The following is a 21,023-nucleotide window of genomic DNA, read 5'->3' as shown; positions in this document are numbered from 1 at the left end:
GGCGCCGCGGTCGTCACGGTCACCGAAGGAACGGCCACCACGGTCGTCACGGTCACGGTTGAAGCCACCGGAACGGCCACCACGGTCATCGCGGTTGAAGCCACCGGAACGGGCGCCGCGGTCGTCACGGTCACCGAAGGAACGGCCACCACGGTCGTCACGGTCACGGTTGAAGCCACCGGAACGGCCACCACGGTCATCGCGGTCACGGTCACGGCCGAAGGCCGGACGCTCGGTGCGCGCCTCGCGGTACGACGGCGTGCGCTCCTCGGCCTGCGGCGCGGCGGCCGGAGCCGGCGCCTCGGTGGCCGGGGTCTCCGCAGCGGCCTCGTCGCCCGCCTCGGCGGCCGGGGCCTCGTCCTCGATGCCCAGCTCGGCCCGCTCGCGGGCGGCCCGCGCGGCCAGGCGGTCGGCCTCCTCGCGCAGCTCGGTGGTGCGGCGCTGCGCGCGCTCCAGCTGGCGGGTCATGTCGGCGAGCTCGCGCTCGGCGGCACCGGCGATGCCGGCCGCGCTCTCGGCCTGGACCTCGATCAGCGAACGGGCGCCGGTGATCTTGGCGACCTCGGCGTCGAAGGCGTGGTCGAGGATGTGGCGCGAGGCGTCGACGCCCGCGTCCTCCATCAGGCGGAAGACGCCGCGGCGCTGGTGCGGCAGCACCAGGGTGACGACGGCGCCGGAGCGCCCGGCCCGGGCGGTGCGGCCGGAGCGGTGCAGGTAGTCCTTGTGGTCGCCGGCCGGGTCCACGTTGAGGACCAGGTCGATGCCGTCGACGTGGATGCCGCGGGCGGCGACGTCGGTGGCGACGACGACGTTGACGTAGCCGTCCTTGAAGTCGCCGAGGACGCGGGTACGGGCGCCCTGGGTCATCCCGCCGTGCAGCGCGTCGGCCTTCACGCCGGCCTCGATGAGCTGCTCGGCGACGCGGTCGGCGCCCATCTGGGTGCGGACGAAGATGATCGTGCGGCCCTTGCGGGCGGCGATCGCGTTGGTGATCGGCGCCTTGTCCTTGGGCTTCACCACGAGGATGTGGTGGGTCATGGTGGTGACCGCGCCGGCCGACGGGTCGACCTCGTGGGTGACCGGGTTCTTCAGGTAGCGCTTGACCAGAGTGTCGATCTCGTTCTCCAGGGTGGCGGAGAACAGCAGGCGCTGGCCACCGGCCGGCACCTGGTCGAGGATCTCGGTGACCTCGGGCAGGAAGCCCATGTCGGCCATCTGGTCGGCCTCGTCGAGCACGACGGTCCGGACGTCGGCCAGCTTGGCGCTGCCGCGGTTCAGCAGGTCGCGCAGACGGCCGGGGGTGGCGACCAGGACGTCGACGCCGCGCTCCAGCGCGTAGATCTGGTTCGACATCGAGGTGCCGCCGCAGACGACCTTGAGCTTGAGGCCGAGCACCGAGCCGAACGGCTCCAGGGCGTCGGCCACCTGCATGGCCAGCTCGCGGGTCGGGACGAGGATCAGGCCGCGCGGGTGCTTGGGCTTGGTGCGCTCGCCGTCGGCGAGGCGGGTCAGCAGCGGCAGGCCGAAGCTGAGGGTCTTGCCGGAGCCGGTGCGGCCACGGCCCAGCACGTCCTTGCCGGCCAGGGCGTCCGGGATGGTCGCGGCCTGGATCGGGAACGGGGTGGTGACACCGCGCTTGGCGAGGGCGCGCACGACGTCGTCGTGCAGGCCCAGGTCGCCGAAGGTGATGGTGGGCTCGGCGGCCTCGACGGCCTCCTCGGCCTCGACGGCGTCGGCGTTCAGCTCGACGTCGGCGTCGGCGTCGGTGGGCTCGACGGCCTCGACGGCGTCGGTGAGGGTGTCGGCGGTGTCGGTGACATCGGCGGCGGCCTCGCTCGCGGGCATGGCGAAGCGGGCGTCGTCAACGAGAGACATGTAAAACCTTCCGGAAGTGGCACGCGCCAAAGTCCGGGGGTTCTGTTTCACAACCGCCTCTATGCGGTCAGCCACGGATCGCCGGAACGCGCCAAGGGCGCCAGATGGGAATAGGGCGCCAGTCAAATGAATCAAACGAACGATCTACCACCATAGACGAACCTCGGGATCAGAGGCAAATGCCCTGGCCAGCCCGCTAATGCCCACCCGCATGCGGGCTCGGGGCCGAGGAACCGGAGTTGCCGGCCGAGGGCTCCGTGGTCGGTGGGACGGTCGCGGCGGGTGAGCTGTGCTCGGGCTCGGGGGACGTCGAGGAGTGGCTGCTCGGCGTGGCCGACGGCGTGCCCGCCGTGCCGCCGGAGCGGCCCTCACCGGTGCCGCCCGCCCCGCCCGCGCCCCCGGTGCCCGCCGCACCACCGGTACCGGCCGACGCACCGCCGCCCGGCCGGGGCGCGGGGCTGGCACTCACGCCCCCCGCCGAACCGTTCGCGCCGGTGCCGGCCGGCGCGGCGTCCACGGCGGGCGCCCCCGGCACCGGGACCACGCCGGCGGCCGCGCCGTTCGCGCCGGGTGCCACCTCGCCCGCCGCCGCAGCCGTCACCCCGGCCGGCGCGTTCTCGCTCTGCAAGCCCCCCGAACGCTCCGGGCGCCCGGACGCACTCCCCGGATGCGCGCCGCTCGGCGAGGCCGACGGCCCGCTCGTCACCCCCGGCTTGCCCGCCGGACCGGCCTGCCCGACCGGCGCCACCCCGTGCTTCACCTCCGCCTCAGGACCGACCGACATGCACCCCGTCAACCCCAGCCCGGCCACCGCCAGCACCGAAGCCGTACGCACCACCGCCCGAACCGCCCGCACCGAAGCCACCGAGATCCCTCTCCACCGCCCCACCCGGGCCGCCCACTGCTCGCGCGGCCGCTTTTCGGTGCCCAACGCGCGCCCGCCCCGACGGGACACGGGCAGCGCGCCAGGAAGCGTCCGGGCCGCATCCGCCACAGCCCGCCGAACCGGCAGGCGAGCAGACCGGCAGGCGAGCAGACCGGCAGACGGGCAGACCGGCAGACGCTCAGCCCCAGAACGCCGAGGCCAGCCCCGCCCCCGCGTACACCGCGGCCAGCCCCGCCACCACGCTGCCCGCCACGTTCGCCAGCGCGTACCGCCCCGCCCCGGTCTCGACCAGCCGCAGCGTCTCGTACGAGAAGGTCGAGTACGTGGTCAGCGCCCCGCACAGCCCCGTCCCCAGCAGCACCTGGACGTGCGGGGACGCGGCCCCCGCCGCCACCGCCCCGGTCACCAGGCCGAGCACCAGGCAGCCGACCACGTTCACCGCGAACGTCCCCCAGGGGAACACCGAGTCGTGCCGGGCCTGCACGGCCCGGTCGGTCAGGTACCGCAGCGGCGCGCCGACCACCGCGCCCGCCACCACCAGCAGCCAGTTCACCCCGAAGCCTCTTCCCGCCCCACGTACCTGACCACTTCGCAGCGGTCCAGCAGCACCAGACCCTCCGCCACCAGCCCGTCCAACTGCGGCAGGAACGCCCGCACCCGCTCCTCCTCGTCCACGATCACCACCGCCACCGGCAGGTCCTCGCTCAGCGACAGCAGCCGCGCCGTGTGCACCAGCGACGACGCCCCGAACCCCTCGATCCCGCGGAACACGCTCGCCCCGGCCAGCCCCGCCGCCCGCGCCCGGTGCACGATCTCGCTGTACAGCGGCCGGTGGTGCCAGCGGTCGTTCTCCCCCACCAACACGGTCAGCCGCAGCGCCGGCCCGCTCAACCTGCTCACCGCACGCCCCCGCGGGCGATCAGACGGCGCGTCAGCGCGGCCGCCGCCCACACCGCGCCGAGCGCACCCAGCAGCGTCAGCCCCAGGTACGCCAGCCCGAGCCCGAGCCGCCCCTCCTCCACCAGCCGCCGGATGTCCACCGCGTACGTCGAGAAGGTGGTGAAGCCGCCCAGCACCCCGGTGCCGAAGAACGGCCGCAGCAGCGGGTGCGCCGGACGCCCCTCGGTGATCACCACCAGGAAGACCCCGATCACCGCGCACCCGACCACGTTGATCAGCAGCGTCGTCCACGGGAACGCCGCCGGCCCGTTCGCCCAGGCCAGCCCGGCGCCGTACCGGGCCACCGCCCCGATCGCCCCGCCCACCGCGATCACCGCCACGGCCGGCCCCTGCCCGCGCCACACCGGCGGCCGTCTCCGGGCGGCCGTCCCGTCGCCCACCGGCCGGGTCCGCGCCGGGCCGTCCACCGTGCCGTCCGAGGTCGCCATAACCCCATCAAACACCGGCTTCCGCCGTCTGGCACAGCGTCACTCCAGACCCGACAATGAACCGGTGGAGATGACCCGGGAAGAGTTCGAGACGCTGGTCAGCGACGCCCTCGACCAGATTCCCCCGCAGCTCGCGGCCATGATGGACAACGTCGCCGTCTTCGTCGAGGACGAGCCCGACCCCGCCGACCCGGAACTCCTCGGCCTCTACGAGGGCACCCCGCTCACCGAACGCGGCGAGTGGTACGCGGGCGTCCTGCCCGACCGGATCCTCATCTACCGCGGCCCCACCCTCCGGCACTGCGAGACCCACGACCAGGTCGTCGCCGAAGTCCGCACCACGGTCATCCACGAGGTCGCCCACCACTTCGGCTTCGACGACCACGAACTCGACGAACTCGGCTGGTCCTGACCCCCGCCCCGGGCGGCCCTCGGACGGCCCCCACCCACCCGGCCGAAACCCGTTTTGGCGATCCGCCCTGCATCCCATATGCTTCTCGACGTCCCCGAACGCTGGAAACAGCGGGACAGGCCGCAAGCCCTCATCGTCTAGTGGCCCAGGACGCCGCCCTTTCAAGGCGGTAGCACGGGTTCGAATCCCGTTGGGGGCACGCAGTACCGTAGTAAAAAGCAGTGCCGCAAGACCTTAGTGGGAAACCACTACAAGGTCCCGTGGAGCAGTTGGTTAGCTCGCCACCCTGTCAAGGTGGAGGTCGCGGGTTCAAGTCCCGTCGGGATCGCTCGTCTCGCAAGAGACGGTGTAGTACGGCCAGGTAGCTCAGTTGGTACGAGCGTCCGCCTGAAAAGCGGAAGGTCGCCGGTTCGACCCCGGCCCTGGCCACAGATCGGAAGCCCCGCAGCGTGATCGCTGCGGGGCTTCCGCCGTCCCGGGGGTCGGACGCCGACTACGCTGGCTGCCGGATACCGGTGGATTCGGTTCGGGAGGCGTCGCACTCATGACCCCGGAACACTTCGAGCTCCTGGAAGAAGCCCGCAGGAGCCTGCCCGACGGCTTCAAGGTGGAGCTCTCCGGCGACACCATCGTCATGATGGGGAGCCCCTCGGGGATCCACCAGCGCAACCTGCTGGTGGTGCGCCGGCAGTTCGACGCCCACACCCCGGCCGGGCTGCTGCCGAGCGAGAACACCGATCTGGTCTCGCCCGACGTCGGCAAGAGCCGCAATCCCGACCTGACGTACCTTCCGGACGACGCGCTGGCCACCACCGACAACCAGGTGCCCGCCGAGCTGGCCGCGATCGCGGTCGAGCTGGTCTCGCCCTCCAACCCCGAGAACGACTGGGTCGGGAAGGTGCGGGACTACCCGCTGATGGGGATCCCGCTGTACCTCCTGGTCGACGCGCGGGAGAAGACCGTCACCCTCTTCAGCAGGCCGGACGGCACCCGGTACCACCGGCGCGAGGACATCGCGTTCGGCGAGACGCTGCGCGTTCCGGAGCCCTTCGGGTTCGAGCTGGTCACCGGCGACCTGCTGCCCTACTGATCCCGGGCGGCTCCCCCTCGGGCGGGCTGACCCGAGGGGGAGGTGGGCCGGTCGCGCGGGCGGCGCCGAGGCCGCACAGCGCCGGGCGGGTTCAGTAGGAGCGGAACCAGCTGGCGTCGGTGCCCAGCACGGAGCCGTCCGCCGCGTAGTACGTGAACGTGCGGGCCTGGGCGCCCGGCTTCTTGGCGATCGCGTACCAGTGCGTCGGGGAGTCGCCGAGGGCGACCGGCACCGACGCGCTGACGCCGCCGGTGTCCCAGGTGACCACGACCTTCGCGACCTGGGGCCGGACCCCGGCGATCACCACCGGTGAGGCGCCCAGCTCCCCGCCCTTGAGCCCGAGCATCGTCCCCCCTCCGGAGGTGGCCCGGTCGATGATCGCCCCGTCCGGCGTCCCCGGGGCGGGGGTGTCGTGCATCGCGTCGTCGACCTGGCGCTGCCCGTCCACGGTGGCGTAGAGGTTCACCAGGTCCACGTCCGGGTGCCAGCTCCGGTCGATGTCCGCCCGGGTGGTCTCCGGCAGTTGCGGGATGGCCGCGTGCCGGTCCGCCCAGATCAGCCGGGCCTGGCGGAGGGCGTCCTCCTTGGTGGCGGCCGCCGGCCAGAACGCGGCCCACGCCTGCCACTGCCTGCCGTTCGTGGTGCCCTGGCCGACCACGACCCGGACCGGGGTGAACGGATCCCGCGCGGGAGCGGTCGGTGTCGTGGCGGTGCCCGCGGTGCCTGCGGTGCCTGCGGCGGCCTCGGCGGTGGTGACGGTCCGGGCGTCCGCCACCACCGCCCCCGCGTCGGCCGCGTCTCCCGGCCCCCGCCCGAGCCCGAGCCCGCCGAGTGCCGTCCCCCCGACGACGGCCGCCGCGACCAGCGCCGCCACCGCCCCGCTGGTCAGCAGCCGCCGGCGCCGCAGCCGGCGCCGCCCCCCGGCAACCAGCCGGTCGTACGGGACGGCCCCGATCTCGACGCTTCCGGCCAGCTCGCCCAGGACCCGCGCCGCCGAGGCCTCGGACCCCGCCCCGGCCCTGTCCTCGCCGTCCACGTTCCCCATGGCCCCCACGTTGCCCTCGTTGCTCATCTTCCGCCTCCGATGCTCGCCAGCCCGTTGAGTGAGGAGGCCTCCCGCAGCTTGGCCAGGCCCCTGGCCGCCTGGCTCTTCACCGTCCCGACCGAGCAGCCCATCGCCGCGGCGGTCTGGGTCTCGGTGAGGTCCTCCCAGTACCGCAGCACGACGGCCTGCCGCTGCCGGGGCGGCAGCGTGCCGAGGGCCGTGAGCAGCGCCGCCCGTTCGTCCAGCCGCGCGTAGCCGTCGGGGCCCTCGGGTGCGGCCCGGTCGGGGACGGCGGTGACCAGTTCCTCGGCCGCTCGGCGGCGGAACCGGCGGGCGTGCTCGTTGATCAGGATCCGGCGCACGTAGGCGTGCGGGTCGTCGGCCGCCCGGACCCGGCTCCAGGCGACGTACGCCCGCTCCAGGGCCTGCTGGACCAGGTCCTCGGCGGTGTGCCGGTCCCCCGCGAGCAGGTACGCCGTCCTGAGCAGCCGCGTCCACGCGCTGCCGGTGAACGCGCGGAACTCCTCGTCCCTCGCGGTCTTCTGGGCTCCCATGAGCACCTCCTCAACCCCCAGAGCCCGAAACCGCCGCGAATCGTTGCCTGGCCCGGCCCGAAGCCGCCCGGCCCGACGTCACCGGCACCCGGACCCGCCGTTCGCGCTCGGCCGCCGGGGGCTGTGACACTGGAGAGGCTCGAAAACCGAGGTGCGCGCCGCCGTGCCTCCTTGCGAACCTAGAGGGATGCCCGCAGTGAGTTCTCCCGCAGTCCAGTCCGCCCCCGCACCCGCCGAGGGTTCCGGTATCGGTGAGCTGGCCGCCCGCCTGCCCGAGCTGACCCTGCGCGACCAGGTGCGGATCGGGCGCCGACTGGAGGGGGCCCGTCGGGTCCGCAAGCCCGAGGCCCGGCAGAAGGTCGCCGCCCAGATCGCCGCCGACATCGACCGCGCCGAGCTGCTGGTCGAGCAGCGCCGCGGTGCCGTCCCGCCGATCAGCTATCCCGCCGAGCTGCCGGTCAGCCAGAAGAAGGACGAGATCCTGGCGGCCATCCGGGACCACCAGGTGGTGATCGTCGCGGGTGAGACCGGCTCCGGCAAGACCACCCAGATCCCGAAGATCTGTCTGGAGCTGGGCCGCGGCGTGCGCGGTCTGGTCGGCCACACCCAGCCGCGCCGGATCGCCGCCCGTACGGTCGCCGAGCGGGTCGCGGAGGAGCTGCGCAGCCCGCTGGGCGAGGCGGTCGGCTGGAAGGTCCGGTTCACCGACCAGGTCGGCCAGGACACCCTGGTCAAGCTGATGACGGACGGCATCCTGCTCGCGGAGATCCAGACCGACCGCGAACTGCTCCAGTACGACACCCTGATCATCGACGAGGCGCACGAACGCAGCCTCAACATCGACTTCATCCTCGGCTACGTCAAGCAGCTGCTCCCGCGCCGCCCGGACCTCAAGGTCGTGATCACCTCCGCGACCATCGACCCGCAGCGCTTCGCCCGGCACTTCGACGACGCCCCGATCATCGAGGTCTCCGGCCGCACCTACCCGGTGGAGGTCCGCTACCGCCCGCTCGTCGACGACCTGGACGAGGACGACGACGCGACGGACGCCGACCGCGACCGGGACCAGATCCAGGCGATCTGCGAAGCGGCCCAGGAGCTCCAGGCCGAGGGCCCGGGCGACATCCTGGTCTTCCTCTCCGGCGAGCGCGAGATCCGCGACACCGCCGATGCCCTGGACAAGCTGAAACTCAAGTCCACCGAGGTCCTGCCGCTGTACGCCCGGCTGAGCTCGGCCGAGCAGCACCGGGTGTTCCAGCGCTCCGGCAGCCGCCGGATCGTCCTCGCCACCAACGTCGCCGAGACCAGCCTCACCGTCCCCGGCATCAAGTACGTGATCGACCCGGGCACCGCCCGGATCTCCCGCTACAGCCACCGCACCAAGGTGCAGCGGCTGCCGATCGAGGCGATCAGCCAGGCCAGCGCCAACCAGCGCAAGGGCCGCTGCGGCCGCACCTCCGACGGCATCTGCATCCGGCTGTACTCGGAGGAGGACTTCCTCTCCCGCCCCGAGTTCACCGACGCCGAGATCCTGCGCACCAACCTGGCCTCGGTGATCCTGCAGATGACGGCGGCGGGCCTCGGCGACATCGCCGCCTTCCCGTTCCTGGACCCGCCGGACTCCCGCAACATCAAGGACGGCGTGCACCTGCTGCACGAGCTGGGCGCGCTGGACCCGGACGAGAAGGACCCGCGCAAGCGCCTCACCGCGCTCGGCCGCCAGCTGGCCCAGCTCCCGGTGGACCCGCGGATGGCCCGGATGGTGCTGGAGGCCGACAAGAACGGCTGCGTGCGCGACGTGATGGTGATCGCCGCCGCGCTGTCCATCCAGGACCCGCGCGAGCGCCCCGCCGAGAAGCGCCAGGCCGCCGACGAGCGGCACCGCCGGTTCAACTCGGAGACCTCCGACTTCCTGTCCTACCTGGCGATGTGGCGCTACGTCCGGGAGCAGCAGCGCGAGCTGTCCTCCTCGGCCTTCCGCCGGATGTGCAAGGCGGAGTTCCTCAACTACCTGCGGATACGGGAGTGGCAGGACATCTACACCCAGCTGCGCACGGTCGCCAAGCAGTTGGGCGTCACCATCGAGGAGCCGCACGAGGACGCCGAGCCGGACGCCGACCGGATCCACCAGTCGCTGCTGGCCGGCCTGCTCTCCCACATCGGCCTGTTCGACGTGGAGAAGCGCGAGTACGGCGGCGCGCGCGGCGCCCGGTTCGCGGTGTTCCCGGGCTCGGGCCTGTTCAAGAAGCCGCCGCGCTGGGTGATGTCGGCCGAGCTGGTGGAGACGTCCCGGCTGTGGGCGCGGATCAACGCCAAGATCGAGCCGGAGTGGGTGGAGCCGCTGGCCGGCCACCTGATCAAGCGGACGTACAGCGAGCCGCACTGGGAGAAGAAGGCCGGAGCCGTCCTGGCGTACGAGCGGGTGACGCTCTACGGGATGCCGGTCGTCGCCCAGCGCAAGGTCAACTACGGCCGGATCGACCCGGAGCTGTGCCGCGAGCTGTTCATCCGCAACGCGCTGGTCGAGGGCGACTGGGAGACCCACCACCGGTTCTTCGCCGAGAACCGCAAGCTGCTCGGCGAGGTCGAGGAGCTGGAGAACCGGGCCCGGCGCCGGGACATCATGGTCGACGACCAGACCCTGTTCGAGTTCTACGACGCCCGGCTGCCGGAGGACGTGGTCTCCACCCGGCACTTCGACTCCTGGTGGAAGAAGGCCCGGCACGAGCAGCCGGACCTGCTCAACTTCGAGAAGTCGATGCTGATCAACGACTCCGCGGACGGCGTCACGGAGGCCGACTACCCGGACCACTGGCAGCAGGGCAAGCTGCGCTTCCAGCTGACCTACCAGTTCGAACCGGGCAGCGACGCGGACGGCGTGACCGTCCACATCCCGCTGCCGGTGCTCAACCAGGTCACCGCGGAGGGCTTCGACTGGCAGATCCCGGGCCTGCGGACGGAGCTGGTCACCGCGTACATCAAGTCGCTGCCGAAGGCGATCCGGCGCAACTTCGTGCCGGCGCCGGACTTCGCGAAGGCGGCGCTGCGCGCGGTGGAGGACCGCCAGGAGCCGCTGCTGCCGTCCCTGGAGCACGCCCTCAAGCGCCTGACGGCCATCACCGTGCCGCCGGAGGCCTGGGACGACGAGCGGGTGCCGGACCACCTCAAGGTGACCTTCCGGGTGGTGGACGGCCGCCGCAAGCTCGCCGAGTCCAAGGACCTGGAGGAGCTGCGGCTGCGACTCAAGCCGAAGCTCAAGGAGACGCTGTCCTCGGCGGCCTCCGGCCAGGGCATCGAGCAGGGCGGGCTGACCGCCTGGCCGGGCGGCCTGCCCGTGCTCCAGCGCACCTTCGAGCAGCGCTCGCGCGGCCACTCGCTGCGCGCCTACCCGGCCCTGGTGGACGAGGGGGCGTCGGTCGGCGTGAAGCTGTTCGACACCCCGCAGGCGCAGACGCGGTCGATGTGGGAGGGCACCCGCCGGCTGCTGATGCTGACCACCACCTCCCCGGCCAAGTCGATCCAGGGCCGGCTGGGCAACCAGGCGAAGCTGGCGCTCTCGCACAACCCGCACGGCTCGGTGAACGCCCTCTTCGAGGACGTGGTGGCCTGTGCGACGGACCGGCTGATGACCCTGGCCGGCGGACCGGCCTGGGACGAGGCAGCCTTCGGCACGCTGCACGACAAGGTGCGGGCGGACCTGTACGACCTGTCCGCGGACACCACGCTGAAGACGGCCACCGCACTGATCGCCTTCCACAAGGCCTCGACCCGGCTGAAGTCGGTGAGCAGCCCGGTGCTGCTGAACGCGGTGAACGACATCCGGCTGCACCTGGCCTCCCTGGTGCACCCGGGCTTCGTCACGGACACCGGCTGGCAGCGGCTGCCGGACCTCAAGCGCTACCTGCTGGCGGTGGACCGCCGGCTGGAGGCGCTGCCCAACCACCCGCAGCGGGACGCCCAGCAGTTGCTGAAGGTCCAGCAGGTGCAGCGGGAGTACGGGGAGCTGCTGGCGGCGGTGCCGGCCGGTCGGCAGCCGTCCGCGGAGGTGCTGGCGATCCGCTGGATGATCGAGGAGTTGCGGGTCAGCTTCTTCGCCCAGTCGCTGGGCACGCCGAGCCCGGTGTCGGAGAAGCGGATCACCAAGGCGATGGAGGCCGCCAGGGCCACGCTCTGAGCTGGGCGGCGGCCTCCTCGGGGGCCCTCAGGTGCCAGTTCGACCTGGGGGCCCACCATGGGCTACGATCTGTCTTGTTCGCAGCGCGGCAAGCGAGTGAACGAGATCAGAAAACTCTGGTCCCGTGGAGCAGTTGGTTAGCTCGCCACCCTGTCAAGGTGGAGGTCGCGGGTTCAAGTCCCGTCGGGATCGCCGCAGTGCGAGAGGCCCGGAACCGTCAGGTTCCGGGCCTCTCGCTTTTGGGCGTCCGGTGTCTATCCCGGACCAGGTCCAGACCACAAGTGACAGACGGTGTGACGGTCGTCACTTATCTTTTCCCGAGAACACCCCCGCACCACCCCCACCAAGACCTCACTAATTTAATATGTAAAATTGTACAGCCATTAACTGTAAATCCCCCCCGCATCATGCGCATCGAATCGTTATCCGGAGTTCAGCATTCCGTACGTTGTGCCGAGTACCCGGGCACCGCGAGCGGGCATGGCAAAGGGGCCGCTTACCGGACCCGGCGGAGTCCGGTAAGCGGCCCCTTTAAAGAGCCTTCGGCCTATCAGGCCTCAGTGCGCTGAGCGGGAATCCCGGCCAGCAGAGCGCGCACCTCCGCCTCGCGGTAACGGCGGTGACCGCCGAGCGTGCGAATGGACGTCAGCTTGCCCGCCTTGGCCCAACGAGTGACCGTCTTCGGGTCCACGCGGAACATGGTGGCGACCTCTGCCGGCGTCAGCAGGGGCTCAGCATCAGGGGTACGAGCGGTCATGAGCGGCCTCCTCGGGAGAACCGAACCAGGGCGGTTCTATCCTTCAAATTCTGCACCTTGGCCCGCGATGCCCGAAATGGCATAGACGGGCCGAGTCGGTTATAGGACGAACGGCTTGTCCTGGTGTCTACAACTACACCATCCGTCCAGCCCTATCGACCAAACCGCCAAAATTGACCCCTCACGGGTTCAAGAGCGACGGATGGCGATGGACCACCCCATAACGGGCAGTCACGCGGCCGTGACGCCTGGTTACGAGGGGACCAGACCCCCTGTTTCCCCGCAAAGCACGCATCGACTCCAGAACCACCCAAAAGTGGGCATGCCCGCGTGAAGTTGGGCTGGTTGTCCCATTTTTGCACATAGGGGTAAGTTCGCGTCAACGGTGAGTAGTGTCACGTTCGACAGCTATTGACCCGAACCAGGACCTTGGTCATCCAGCTCGGGCCATAGGACTCTTACAGTCATACACGGGTGGTCGGACGTCAGTTCGCGTACCGCAGCGCCAGCACCCTCCGCCAGCGCGCCGTCAGTTCCCCGTACGCGCGCAGCGCCTCCGCGGTGTCCCCCGCCCGCAGCGCGCGGAGCCCCTCCTCCAGCTCCCCCGCCGAACGGTCCGCCAACAGCCGCTCCGGCCCCAGCAAATGCACCAGCCCCCCGTAGTCCAGCTCCACCAGCGAGCGCGGATGGAATTCCTCCAGCCACCGCCCGATCTGTTCCGCCCCCCGGACCAGTTCCCCGTCCGGCACCTCTTCACGCAGCGCCCGGAAGGCCCGGGCCACCCGGCGGCGCGCCTGCGCCATCGGCACCAGGTAGAACAGCGCCGCCGCCCGCCCCGGCTTGCCCCGCTCCTGCGCCGGCACGAAACAGCGGTCCTCGTCCCCGAACGGCAGGAACCAGCGCACCGGCACCTCCCACCGGCTGGTCAGGATCCACGGCCGGGCGTCCGGATGGCCGGCCCGCCAGCGCTCCCGGTCCGCCTCCGCCGCCGCCCGGGCCACCGGCGGCACCGCGGTGTCCAGCAGCGCCACCGGCGCGGCCGCCCGCAGCTCCTCCAGCGCCTGCCAGCTGCGCAGCCTGGTCGCCCACGGGCAGACGTACAGCACGCCGTCCACCACCCGCAGGTAGGCCCGCCCGCTCTCCCGCTCGGGCAGCGCCCGGGGCGTCCGGGCGGCCAGCTCCGCCAGCGCCTCCCGCTGCTCCTCCAGGACGGCCGCGGCAACCGGCTGCGCCGCCTCGACGGCGTCCGGACCGCGCTCCGCCGCGTAGGCCTGCCAGCGCGCCCGCTCGGACTCCGGGTAGGCGGCCAGCGGCTCGTAGACCCGCAGGTGGGCGGCGTAGGGCGGCAGTACCGAGGTGCGCACGACGGTCACGTCCTGCATGGTCGCACGCGCCGACCGGCCCCGGGAGGGCGCGCCCCCGAACCCCTTCGCGCCCGCACCGCGCACCCCCGGCGTCCCATTCCCCGGACCGCGGGGACAAGCTCGGACAAGAGGGCGGATCGGCGACGCTCCCGCGACTACGCTTCGCCCTAGGCGCCCGCACCACAGCAGGCGGGCCTTCGATACTGGAGTCACCACAGTGACCGACGTACAGACATCCGCCACGCACCCCGCACCCGGAGTGCTCAGCAGGATCTTCCGCACCGAGCAGGACGGCGCCCCCGGCGACGGCCACGAGCAGGTCGTCCTCTGCCACGACCGCAGCTCCGGGCTCAAGGCGATCATCGCCATCCACTCCACCGCGCTGGGCCCGGCCCTCGGCGGCACCCGCTTCTTCCCGTACGCCTCCGAGGAGGCGGCCCTGGAGGACGCGCTCAACCTGTCCCGCGGCATGTCCTACAAGAACGCGCTGGCCGGGCTCGACCTCGGCGGCGGCAAGGCCGTCATCATCGGCGACCCCACCAAGGACAAGAACGAGGCGATGCTCCGCGCCTACGGCCGCTTCGTGGAGTCCCTGCGCGGCCGCTACATCACCGCCTGCGACGTGGGCACCTACGTGCAGGACATGGACGTCATCGCGCGCGAGACGCAGTTCGTGACGGGCCGCTCGCCCGAGCACGGCGGCGCCGGCGACTCGTCCATCCTGACCGCCTTCGGCGTCTTCCAGGGCATGCGCGCCACCGCCCAGGCCCGCTGGGACCAGCCGACCCTGCGCGGGAAGCGGGTCGGCGTCGCGGGCGTCGGCAAGGTCGGCCACTACCTGGTCGGCCACCTCGTCGCGGACGGCGCCACCGTCGTCATCACCGACGTCTCCGAGACCGCCGTGAACCGCGTCCGCGCGGCCCACCCGGAGGTGGAGGTCGTCGCCGACACCGCCGCCCTGCTGCAGGCCCGGCTGGACGTCTACGCCCCCTGCGCCCTGGGCGGCGCGCTGACCGACGACACGGTGGCCGCGCTCGGCGAGTCCGGCACCACGGTCGTCTGCGGCGCGGCCAACAACCAGCTGGCCCACCCGGGCGTCGAGAAGGACCTCGCGGACCGCGGCATCCTCTACGCGCCGGACTACCTGGTGAACTCCGGCGGCGTGATCCAGGTCGCCGACGAGATCGAGGGCTTCAACTTCGACCGGGCCAAGAACAAGGCCACCAGGATCTTCGACACCACCCTGGAGATCTTCACCCGGGCCGCCTCCGACGGCGTCCCGCCGGCGGTCGCCGCCGACCGCCTGGCCGAGAAGCGGATGCGCGAGATCAGCGCGCTGCGCACGGTCCTGCTGCCGGGCGCCCGCCGGGCCTGATCCGGCGCCCCCGGAACCTCGGATGCGCGGGGGGCGGCCGCACCCCCGTGACCCGCCCCCGGGCGGGAGGGGCCCAGCCGTCCCCCGCGCATCACGATGTGGAACCGGATTCTCACTTCTGCGCCCGATCGGGTGATCCAAGGTCCCCCTTGGGGGGATAATCGGTCCTGGAACGACGGACCTCAGACACCTCCGGACAGCGCGCAAACCGCCGCAAAACCTCCCCTGACCTGGGAAGACCTGGTCTCGGGTGCGGTCGGTGCGCGCCACGTCACACCGACGACGTACCGTCCAGCGGCGGAAACAGGTACCGTTAATGCTCCAAGGGACGGTCCTCCCATTCGGGCAGGCCGGTCCTGATCATGAACACGTGTCAGACTCGGGGCCGTGAGCCCCATCGTTGAGGGGGTCGACCCATGGGGCGCGGCCGGGCCAAGGCCAAGCAGACGAAGGTCGCCCGCGAGCTGAAGTACAACAGCGGCGGGTTTGACGCTAACCGTCTGTCCAACGAGCTGGGCGCATCGCCGTCCACCGCTCCGATCGACCCGGAGCCGATCGAGGAGGAGGAGGACGACGACCCGTATGCCGAGTACGCCGCCCGCTATGCCGACCTCGACGACGAGGACGACACCGAGCCGGGCACCGGGCCGTCGCAGGCCTCTCGCCGCTCGTAGCCAGTAGTTTCGCCGACCGGCCCAGGCGCCCAGCGCGCCAGGCCGGTCTTCGGCGTTCCCGCGTACCGGATGGTTACCGGGTGGTCGCCGCCCCCCGGGTGGCTGGACGACGAGAGGGCCCCTCCGGTGCGCCGGAGGGGCCCTCTCGTCGTCCAGCCGGGCTCAGCCCGCGGTGAAGCCCTCGTAGGCGTTGTAGAGCGCCGCGCCGGCCTCGTGCTCGCCGGTGCGCTCGACGATGTCGCCGAGCAGCCAGGCCTCGACGCCGCGGTCCTCCAGGATCGCCAGCACGGCGTCCACCGAGGACGGCGGGACGACCGCGACCATGCCGACGCCCATGTTGAGCGTCTTCTCGATCTCCAGGGTGGCCACCTTGCCGACCTGGGCGACGGTCTGGAAGACCGGCAGCGGGGTCCAGGTGCCGCGGTCCAGGCGGGCGTGCAGGCCCTCCGGGACGACCCGGGCCAGGTTGGCCGCCAGGCCGCCGCCGGTGACGTGCGAGAAGGCGTGGATCTCGGTGGCGCGGGTGAGCGCCAGGCAGTCCAGCGAGTAGATCCGGGTCGGCTCCAGCAGCTCCTCGCCGAGCGTGCGGCCGAACTCCTCGACCTTGCGGTCCAGCTTCCAGCCGGCCTCGTTCAGCAGCACGTGGCGCACCAGCGAGTAGCCGTTGGAGTGCAGGCCCGAGGCCGCCATCGCGATCACCACGTCGCCGGCCCGCACGCGGTCGGCGCCGAGCAGCGCGTCGGCCTCGACCACGCCGGTGCCGGCGCCCGCGACGTCGTACTCGTCCGGGCCGAGCAGGCCCGGGTGCTCGGCGGTCTCGCCGCCGACCAGGGCGCAGCCGGCCAGCGCGCAGCCCTCGGCGATGCCCTTGACGATCGCGGCGACCCGCTCCGGCACGACCTTGCCGACGCAGATGTAGTCGGTCATGAACAGCGGCTCGGCGCCGCACACGACCAGGTCGTCGACGACCATGCCGACCAGGTCGTGGCCGATGGTGTCGTGCTTGTCCATGGCGGCCGCGATGGCCACCTTGGTCCCCACGCCGTCGGTGGCCGAAGCCAGCAGCGGCCGCTCGTAGCGCTTGAAGGCGGACGCGTCGAAGAGGCCGGCGAAGCCGCCGAGACCGCCGACCACCTCGGGGCGGTTCGCCTTCTTCACCCACTGCTTCATGAGCTCGACGGCGCGGTCGCCCGCCTCGATGTCGACGCCGGCTGCGGCGTAGGTGGCGCCGTTCTGGTTGCTGGTCACTACGGTGCGGCCCTCTCGGGTCTGGTGGGGGCTGGAACAGCGGTGGGGCCCCGTTTCGCGGGACCCCACCGTGGATTCGTTACGGGCGGCGCAGCGCGTCGGCCGCGCCCGCCCCGCCGAGCAGCGACTGGACGCCGTCCAGGTCGCTGCCGCTGGTCGGCTTGCCGCGCACGGCCGGCGGCTGCTGGCTGCCCTTGATCTCGGCCTCCAGCAGGAGCTTGCCGAGCAGTGCCGGGTCCGGCAGCTCCATCGGGTACTCGCCGTCGAAGCAGGCCCGGCAGAGCCTGTCCTTGGGCTGCTTGGTGGCCTCGATCATGCCGTCGATCGAGATGTAGGAGAGCGAGTCCGCGCCGAGCGTGCGGCCGATCTCCTCGACGGTCATCCCGTTGGCGATCAGCTCCGCGCGGGTGGCGAAGTCGATGCCGAAGAAGCACGGCCACTTCACCGGCGGCGAGGAGATCCGGATGTGCACCTCGGCGGCGCCGGCCTCGCGCAGCATCCGCACCAGCGCGCGCTGGGTGTTGCCGCGGACGATCGAGTCGTCGACGACCACCAGGCGCTTGCCCGCGATGACCTCGCGCAGCGGGTTGAGCTTGAGCCGGATGCCGAGCTGACGGATGGTCTGGCTGGGCTGGATGAAGGTGCGGCCCACGTAGGCGTTCTTCACCAGGCCGGAGCCGTACGGGATGCCGCTGGCCTCGGCGTAGCCGATCGCGGCGGGGGTGCCGGACTCCGGCGTCGCTATCACCAGGTCGGCCTCGACGGGCGCCTCCTTCGCCAGGCGGCGGCCCATCTCCACGCGGGAGAGGTGCACGTTGCGCCCGGCGATGCTGGTGTCGGGGCGGGCCAGGTAGACGTACTCGAACACGCAGCCCTTGGGCTTCGCCTCGGCGAAGCGGGAGCTGCGCATGCCGTTCTCGTCGACGGCGATCAGCTCGCCGGGCTCGACCTCGCGGATGAACGAGGCGCCGCAGATGTCCAGCGCCGCCGTCTCGGAGGCGACCACCCAGCCGCGCTCCAGCCGACCGAGCACCAGCGGGCGGATGCCCTGCGGGTCGCGGGCGGCGTAGAGGGTGTGCTCGTCCATGAAGACGAGCGAGAACGCGCCCTTGACCTTGGGCAGCACGACCTTGGCCGTCTCCTCGATGGAGAGGTCCGGGTGGCCGGCGAGCAGCGCGGTCACCAGGTCGGTGTCGTTGGTCGCGGCGCTCCGCCCGGAGCGGGAGACGTGCTCCTCACCGGGCAGTTCGGCGACCATCGCCGCCAGTTCGGCGGTGTTCACCAGGTTTCCGTTGTGCCCGAGGGCCAGCGAACCGTGTACGGTCGCGCGGAAGGTCGGCTGGGCGTTCTCCCAGACCGAGGACCCGGTGGTCGAGTAGCGGGCGTGTCCGACGGCGATATGCCCGTGCAACGACCCCAGGGAGGCCTCGTCGAAGACCTGGGACACGAGCCCCATGTCCTTGAAGACGAGAATCTGGGAGCCGTTGCTCACTGCGATGCCCGCGGATTCCTGACCGCGGTGCTGCAGGGCGTAAAGGCCGAAGAACGTGAGCTTGGCGACCTCCTCGCCGGGAGCCCAGACACCGAAGACGCCGCAAGCGTCCTGGGGGCCTTTCTCACCGGGAAGAAGATCGTGGTTGAGTCTTCCGTCACCACGTGGCACGTCTTCGAGTCTAGGGCAGCGGGCACGGGCTTCCGGAACCCGGGCGGCCGGGATTGTCTGACGATCGGCCGGTAACGCGCGTAGACAAAACCCCTTACCGGGTGGGGATTTCGGGTGGGGGGAATTCCGGCCGGAGGCGGTTGGCCTTGTGGTTCGCGCCTGTTGGGGCGTTCCGTGTGCGGAGGGCCGGGAGTCGGGGCGACGGCGAAAGTGAGCCTGCTCACCCGGGGTTCACCCCGGCGTCACGCGGCGGGCAGCAACAGGCCCCAGGCGCCCGGGTGGACCGTCCAGGTGCGGGCGCGGACCGGACCGACGGGGTGGCCGTCCGCCTCGTAGCCGAAGCCGCGCCCGACCACCGAGACGCTCTCCGCCCGGGCGCGCACCAGGGCGCCGGGCGCGCGGATCACCACCTCCAGCACGCCGGCGGCGTCCGCCTCGACGCCCGGCAGGGTCAGCTGGACCAGCCGCACCGGCCGGTGCACGTCGGCGAGCAGCCGGCCGTCGGCCTCGACCCGGACCCGGGGGTTGTGCTCGGCGGAGGACCGGCCGTCCGCCGCGAGTGCGTTCGCCTGCTCGGCCGCAGCCAGTTTCGCCCATAGCGAACGCCAACCACCCGTACGGCCGGCCGGACGCCGCGTCCCGGCACCGGTGATCCGCACCCCTCCCAGCGCCACCCCGCCGCCGTCGTCCACCAGCAGGTCGAGCTTGCGCGCCGCACCCGACAGCACCGCTCGCGCGGCCCGGACCGGCTCGCCCGGCACCCCGAGCGCGCGGGCCGCGACCAGCTCCTCCGACCGGCCGACCGGAACCATGCCCACCGGATCCGCGCCCAGCTCACGCTGGCGGTACAGGGCTTGGAGCACCCGCTGCAACGCCAGGTCGGAACCGATCACGACCGGGCGTCGACGACCCCGGTGCGAAAGCACCCGGTCGAGTTCGGACGGGCTCTCCGGATAGACCACCTTGACGTCCGCGCCTCCGCAGAGCACGTCCTTCGCGATCCGCACCGACTCGCCGTCGGTCTGCCGGGCCGCCGGGTCGAGGAGCAGCAGGAGCGGCTCGGGGCCGCCGGTTGCGGGCGTGGACAGGGACGACACGACCGGTCCTTCCTCAGGTAATCTCTCGGTGCAAGAGCCCCTTGCGCTACTGCGCCAGGGGCTTCGTCTATCTCGGGGCAGACTGCGGCCTACGCAGGATGCCCCAACCGGAAGGGGTGTACGCCTGTGCCGGCACTCGTGCTCGTTGGCGCTCAGTGGGGGGACGAGGGCAAGGGGAAGGCCACCGACCTCCTCGGCGGCTCCGTCGACTACGTCGTCCGCTACCAGGGCGGCAACAACGCCGGTCACACGGTGGTCATCGGCGACCAGAAGTACGCCCTGCACCTGCTCCCCTCCGGCATCCTCAGCCCTAACGTGACGCCGGTCATCGGCAACGGCGTCGTCATCGACCCGGGCGTGCTGCTCTCCGAGCTGAGCGGCCTCAACGACCGTGGCATCGACACCTCCAAGCTGCTGATCTCGGGCAACGCCCACCTGATCACGCCGTACCACCGCACCCTGGACAAGGTCACCGAGCGCTTCCTCGGCAAGCGCCGGATCGGCACCACCGGCCGCGGCATCGGCCCGACCTACGCGGACAAGATCAACCGCGTCGGCATCCGGGTCCAGGACCTGTTCGACGAGTCGATCCTGCGCCAGAAGATCGAGGCGGCGCTGCACGACAAGAACCAGATCCTGGTCAAGCTGTACAACCGCCGCGCCATCCCGGCCGAGCTGGTCGTCGAGGAGTACCTCGGCTACGCGGACAAGATCAAGCCCTTCCTCGCCGACACCACCCTCGTCCTGGACCAGGCGCTCAAGGCGAACAAGGTCGTCCTGCTGGAGGGCGGCCAGGGCACCCTGCTCGACGTCGACCACGGCACGTACCCCTTCGTGACCTCGTCGAACCCGACCTCGGGTGGCGCCTGCACCGGCGCCGGCATCGGCCCGACCAAGATCGACCGGGTCATCGGCATCCTCAAGGCCTACACCACCCGCGTCGGCTCCGGCCCGTTCCCGACCGAGCTGCTGGACGAGGACGGCGAGGCGCTGCGCCGCATCGGCGGCGAGCGCGGTGTCACCACCGGCCGTGACCGTCGCTGCGGCTGGTTCGACGCGGTCATCGCGCGCTACGCGACCCGGGTCAACGGCCTCACCGACTTCTTCCTCACCAAGCTCGACGTGCTCACCGGCTGGGAGCAGATCCCGGTCTGCGTCGCGTACGAGATCGACGGCAAGCGGGTCGAGGAACTCCCGTACAACCAGTCCGACTTCCACCACGCCAAGCCGATCTACGAGACGCTGCCGGGCTGGACCGAGGACATCAGCAAGGCCAAGACCTTCGCCGAGCTGCCGAAGAACGCGCAGGCGTACGTGAAGGCGCTGGAGGAGATGTCCGGCGCGCCGATCTCCGCCATCGGCGTCGGCCCGGGCCGCGACGAGACGATCCAGATCAACTCGTTCATCTGAGCCTGATCCGG

At 71.7% G+C, this 21,023-nt stretch carries 18 protein-coding genes and 4 tRNA genes; 10 read left to right on the top strand and 12 right to left on the bottom strand.

Going from position 1 to position 21,023, the window contains the following annotated elements:
- The 5 genes from AB0P03_RS07905 to crcB (AB0P03_RS07885) all read right to left on the bottom strand — a co-directional run.
- Positions 1–1,875, bottom strand: a 1,875-nt coding sequence (locus AB0P03_RS07905; RefSeq protein WP_363628070.1) for a DEAD/DEAH box helicase, incomplete at its 3' end; no start/stop codon positions are given.
- A 196-nt stretch (positions 1,876–2,071) separates the two neighbouring features.
- The gene (locus AB0P03_RS07900) at positions 2,072–2,503 is read right to left on the bottom strand and encodes a hypothetical protein (protein WP_363581395.1); all 432 of its coding nucleotides are present in this window, start codon (positions 2,501–2,503) and stop codon (positions 2,072–2,074) included.
- 436 nt (positions 2,504–2,939) lie between these two features.
- Positions 2,940–3,314 carry a fluoride efflux transporter CrcB gene (crcB, locus tag AB0P03_RS07895; protein ID WP_363581397.1) on the bottom strand — a complete coding sequence of 125 codons (375 nt, stop codon included), beginning with the start codon at positions 3,312–3,314 and terminating at the stop codon, positions 2,940–2,942.
- Positions 3,311–3,661: a DUF190 domain-containing protein gene (locus tag AB0P03_RS07890; RefSeq protein ID WP_363581399.1), complete on the bottom strand. Its 351-nt coding sequence runs from the start codon at positions 3,659–3,661 to the stop codon at positions 3,311–3,313. The genes crcB (AB0P03_RS07895) and AB0P03_RS07890 overlap by 4 nt, the downstream gene beginning before the upstream one ends.
- Positions 3,658–4,149 (bottom strand): fluoride efflux transporter CrcB, encoded by a 492-nt coding sequence (crcB, locus tag AB0P03_RS07885; protein WP_363581401.1) that lies wholly within the window; start codon positions 4,147–4,149, stop codon positions 3,658–3,660. Before crcB (AB0P03_RS07885) ends, AB0P03_RS07890 begins: the two co-directional genes overlap by 4 nt.
- Before the next feature lie 70 nt (positions 4,150–4,219).
- Here crcB (AB0P03_RS07885) and AB0P03_RS07880 point away from each other — a divergent pair, with 70 nt between their 5' ends.
- The 5 genes from AB0P03_RS07880 to AB0P03_RS07860 all read left to right on the top strand — a co-directional run bounded on the left by AB0P03_RS07880 (position 4,220) and on the right by AB0P03_RS07860 (position 5,651).
- Complete coding sequence (locus tag AB0P03_RS07880) at positions 4,220–4,561, top strand: metallopeptidase family protein (RefSeq protein ID WP_350880588.1); 342 nt, start codon at positions 4,220–4,222, stop codon at positions 4,559–4,561.
- Positions 4,562–4,687: 126 nt separating this feature from the next.
- Positions 4,688–4,760 (top strand) — tRNA-Glu (locus AB0P03_RS07875).
- A gap of 55 nt (positions 4,761–4,815) precedes the next feature.
- A tRNA-Asp gene (locus AB0P03_RS07870) sits at positions 4,816–4,889 on the top strand.
- 27 nt (positions 4,890–4,916) lie between these two features.
- Positions 4,917–4,990, top strand: a tRNA-Phe gene (locus tag AB0P03_RS07865).
- Between the two features lie 115 nt (positions 4,991–5,105).
- Positions 5,106–5,651 carry a Uma2 family endonuclease gene (locus AB0P03_RS07860; RefSeq protein WP_363628069.1) on the top strand — a complete coding sequence of 182 codons (546 nt, stop codon included), beginning with the start codon at positions 5,106–5,108 and terminating at the stop codon, positions 5,649–5,651.
- 91 nt (positions 5,652–5,742) lie between these two features.
- Here AB0P03_RS07860 and AB0P03_RS07855 read toward each other — a convergent pair whose 3' ends face one another.
- Positions 5,743–6,723 (bottom strand): hypothetical protein, encoded by a 981-nt coding sequence (locus AB0P03_RS07855; RefSeq protein ID WP_363581405.1) that lies wholly within the window; start codon positions 6,721–6,723, stop codon positions 5,743–5,745.
- Positions 6,720–7,250 (bottom strand): SigE family RNA polymerase sigma factor, encoded by a 531-nt coding sequence (locus tag AB0P03_RS07850; protein WP_363376868.1) that lies wholly within the window; start codon positions 7,248–7,250, stop codon positions 6,720–6,722. The genes AB0P03_RS07855 and AB0P03_RS07850 overlap by 4 nt, the downstream gene beginning before the upstream one ends.
- Before the next feature lie 187 nt (positions 7,251–7,437).
- On the opposite strand from AB0P03_RS07850, the gene hrpA reads away from it, so the two are divergent.
- Both hrpA and AB0P03_RS07840 read left to right on the top strand, forming a co-directional pair.
- Positions 7,438–11,424 (top strand): ATP-dependent RNA helicase HrpA, encoded by a 3,987-nt coding sequence (gene hrpA, locus AB0P03_RS07845; RefSeq protein WP_363581407.1) that lies wholly within the window; start codon positions 7,438–7,440, stop codon positions 11,422–11,424.
- Positions 11,425–11,542: 118 nt separating this feature from the next.
- Positions 11,543–11,616, top strand: a tRNA-Asp gene (locus tag AB0P03_RS07840).
- 358 nt (positions 11,617–11,974) lie between these two features.
- Here AB0P03_RS07840 and bldC read toward each other — a convergent pair.
- Positions 11,975–12,181 carry a developmental transcriptional regulator BldC gene (bldC, locus tag AB0P03_RS07835; RefSeq protein WP_014137253.1) on the bottom strand — a complete coding sequence of 69 codons (207 nt, stop codon included), beginning with the start codon at positions 12,179–12,181 and terminating at the stop codon, positions 11,975–11,977.
- 485 nt (positions 12,182–12,666) lie between these two features.
- Positions 12,667–13,563 (bottom strand): hypothetical protein, encoded by an 897-nt coding sequence (locus AB0P03_RS07830; RefSeq protein WP_363628068.1) that lies wholly within the window; start codon positions 13,561–13,563, stop codon positions 12,667–12,669.
- Between the two features lie 199 nt (positions 13,564–13,762).
- Here AB0P03_RS07830 and AB0P03_RS07825 point away from each other — a divergent pair, with 199 nt between their 5' ends.
- Both AB0P03_RS07825 and AB0P03_RS07820 read left to right on the top strand, forming a co-directional pair.
- A complete protein-coding gene (locus AB0P03_RS07825; RefSeq protein WP_363628067.1) occupies positions 13,763–14,920 on the top strand; it encodes a Glu/Leu/Phe/Val dehydrogenase dimerization domain-containing protein in 1,158 nt (385 codons plus the stop codon).
- 416 nt (positions 14,921–15,336) lie between these two features.
- Positions 15,337–15,594: a DUF3073 domain-containing protein gene (locus tag AB0P03_RS07820; protein ID WP_063348338.1), complete on the top strand. Its 258-nt coding sequence runs from the start codon at positions 15,337–15,339 to the stop codon at positions 15,592–15,594.
- Positions 15,595–15,756: 162 nt separating this feature from the next.
- Here AB0P03_RS07820 and purM read toward each other — a convergent pair whose 3' ends face one another.
- From purM to AB0P03_RS07805, 3 genes are all read right to left on the bottom strand, one after another.
- Positions 15,757–16,842, bottom strand: coding sequence for a phosphoribosylformylglycinamidine cyclo-ligase (gene purM / locus AB0P03_RS07815; RefSeq protein WP_363581413.1), 1,086 nt, complete (start codon positions 16,840–16,842; stop codon positions 15,757–15,759).
- Positions 16,843–16,921: 79 nt separating this feature from the next.
- Positions 16,922–18,505 (bottom strand): amidophosphoribosyltransferase, encoded by a 1,584-nt coding sequence (purF, locus tag AB0P03_RS07810; RefSeq protein ID WP_350880611.1) that lies wholly within the window; start codon positions 18,503–18,505, stop codon positions 16,922–16,924.
- Positions 18,506–18,747: 242 nt separating this feature from the next.
- Positions 18,748–19,602: a diacylglycerol kinase gene (locus tag AB0P03_RS07805; RefSeq protein WP_363581415.1), complete on the bottom strand. Its 855-nt coding sequence runs from the start codon at positions 19,600–19,602 to the stop codon at positions 18,748–18,750.
- A 126-nt stretch (positions 19,603–19,728) separates the two neighbouring features.
- Between AB0P03_RS07805 and AB0P03_RS07800 the strand changes: the two genes are divergently transcribed.
- The gene (locus AB0P03_RS07800; RefSeq protein WP_363581417.1) at positions 19,729–21,012 is read left to right on the top strand and encodes an adenylosuccinate synthase; all 1,284 of its coding nucleotides are present in this window, start codon (positions 19,729–19,731) and stop codon (positions 21,010–21,012) included.
- The last annotated feature ends 11 nt before the right edge of the window (positions 21,013–21,023 follow it).

The organism is Kitasatospora sp. NPDC088779 (assembly GCF_040685395.1).
Classification (GTDB): Bacteria; Actinomycetota; Actinomycetes; order Streptomycetales; family Streptomycetaceae; genus Kitasatospora.
This window is presented reverse-complemented; position numbering and strand designations above follow the sequence as displayed.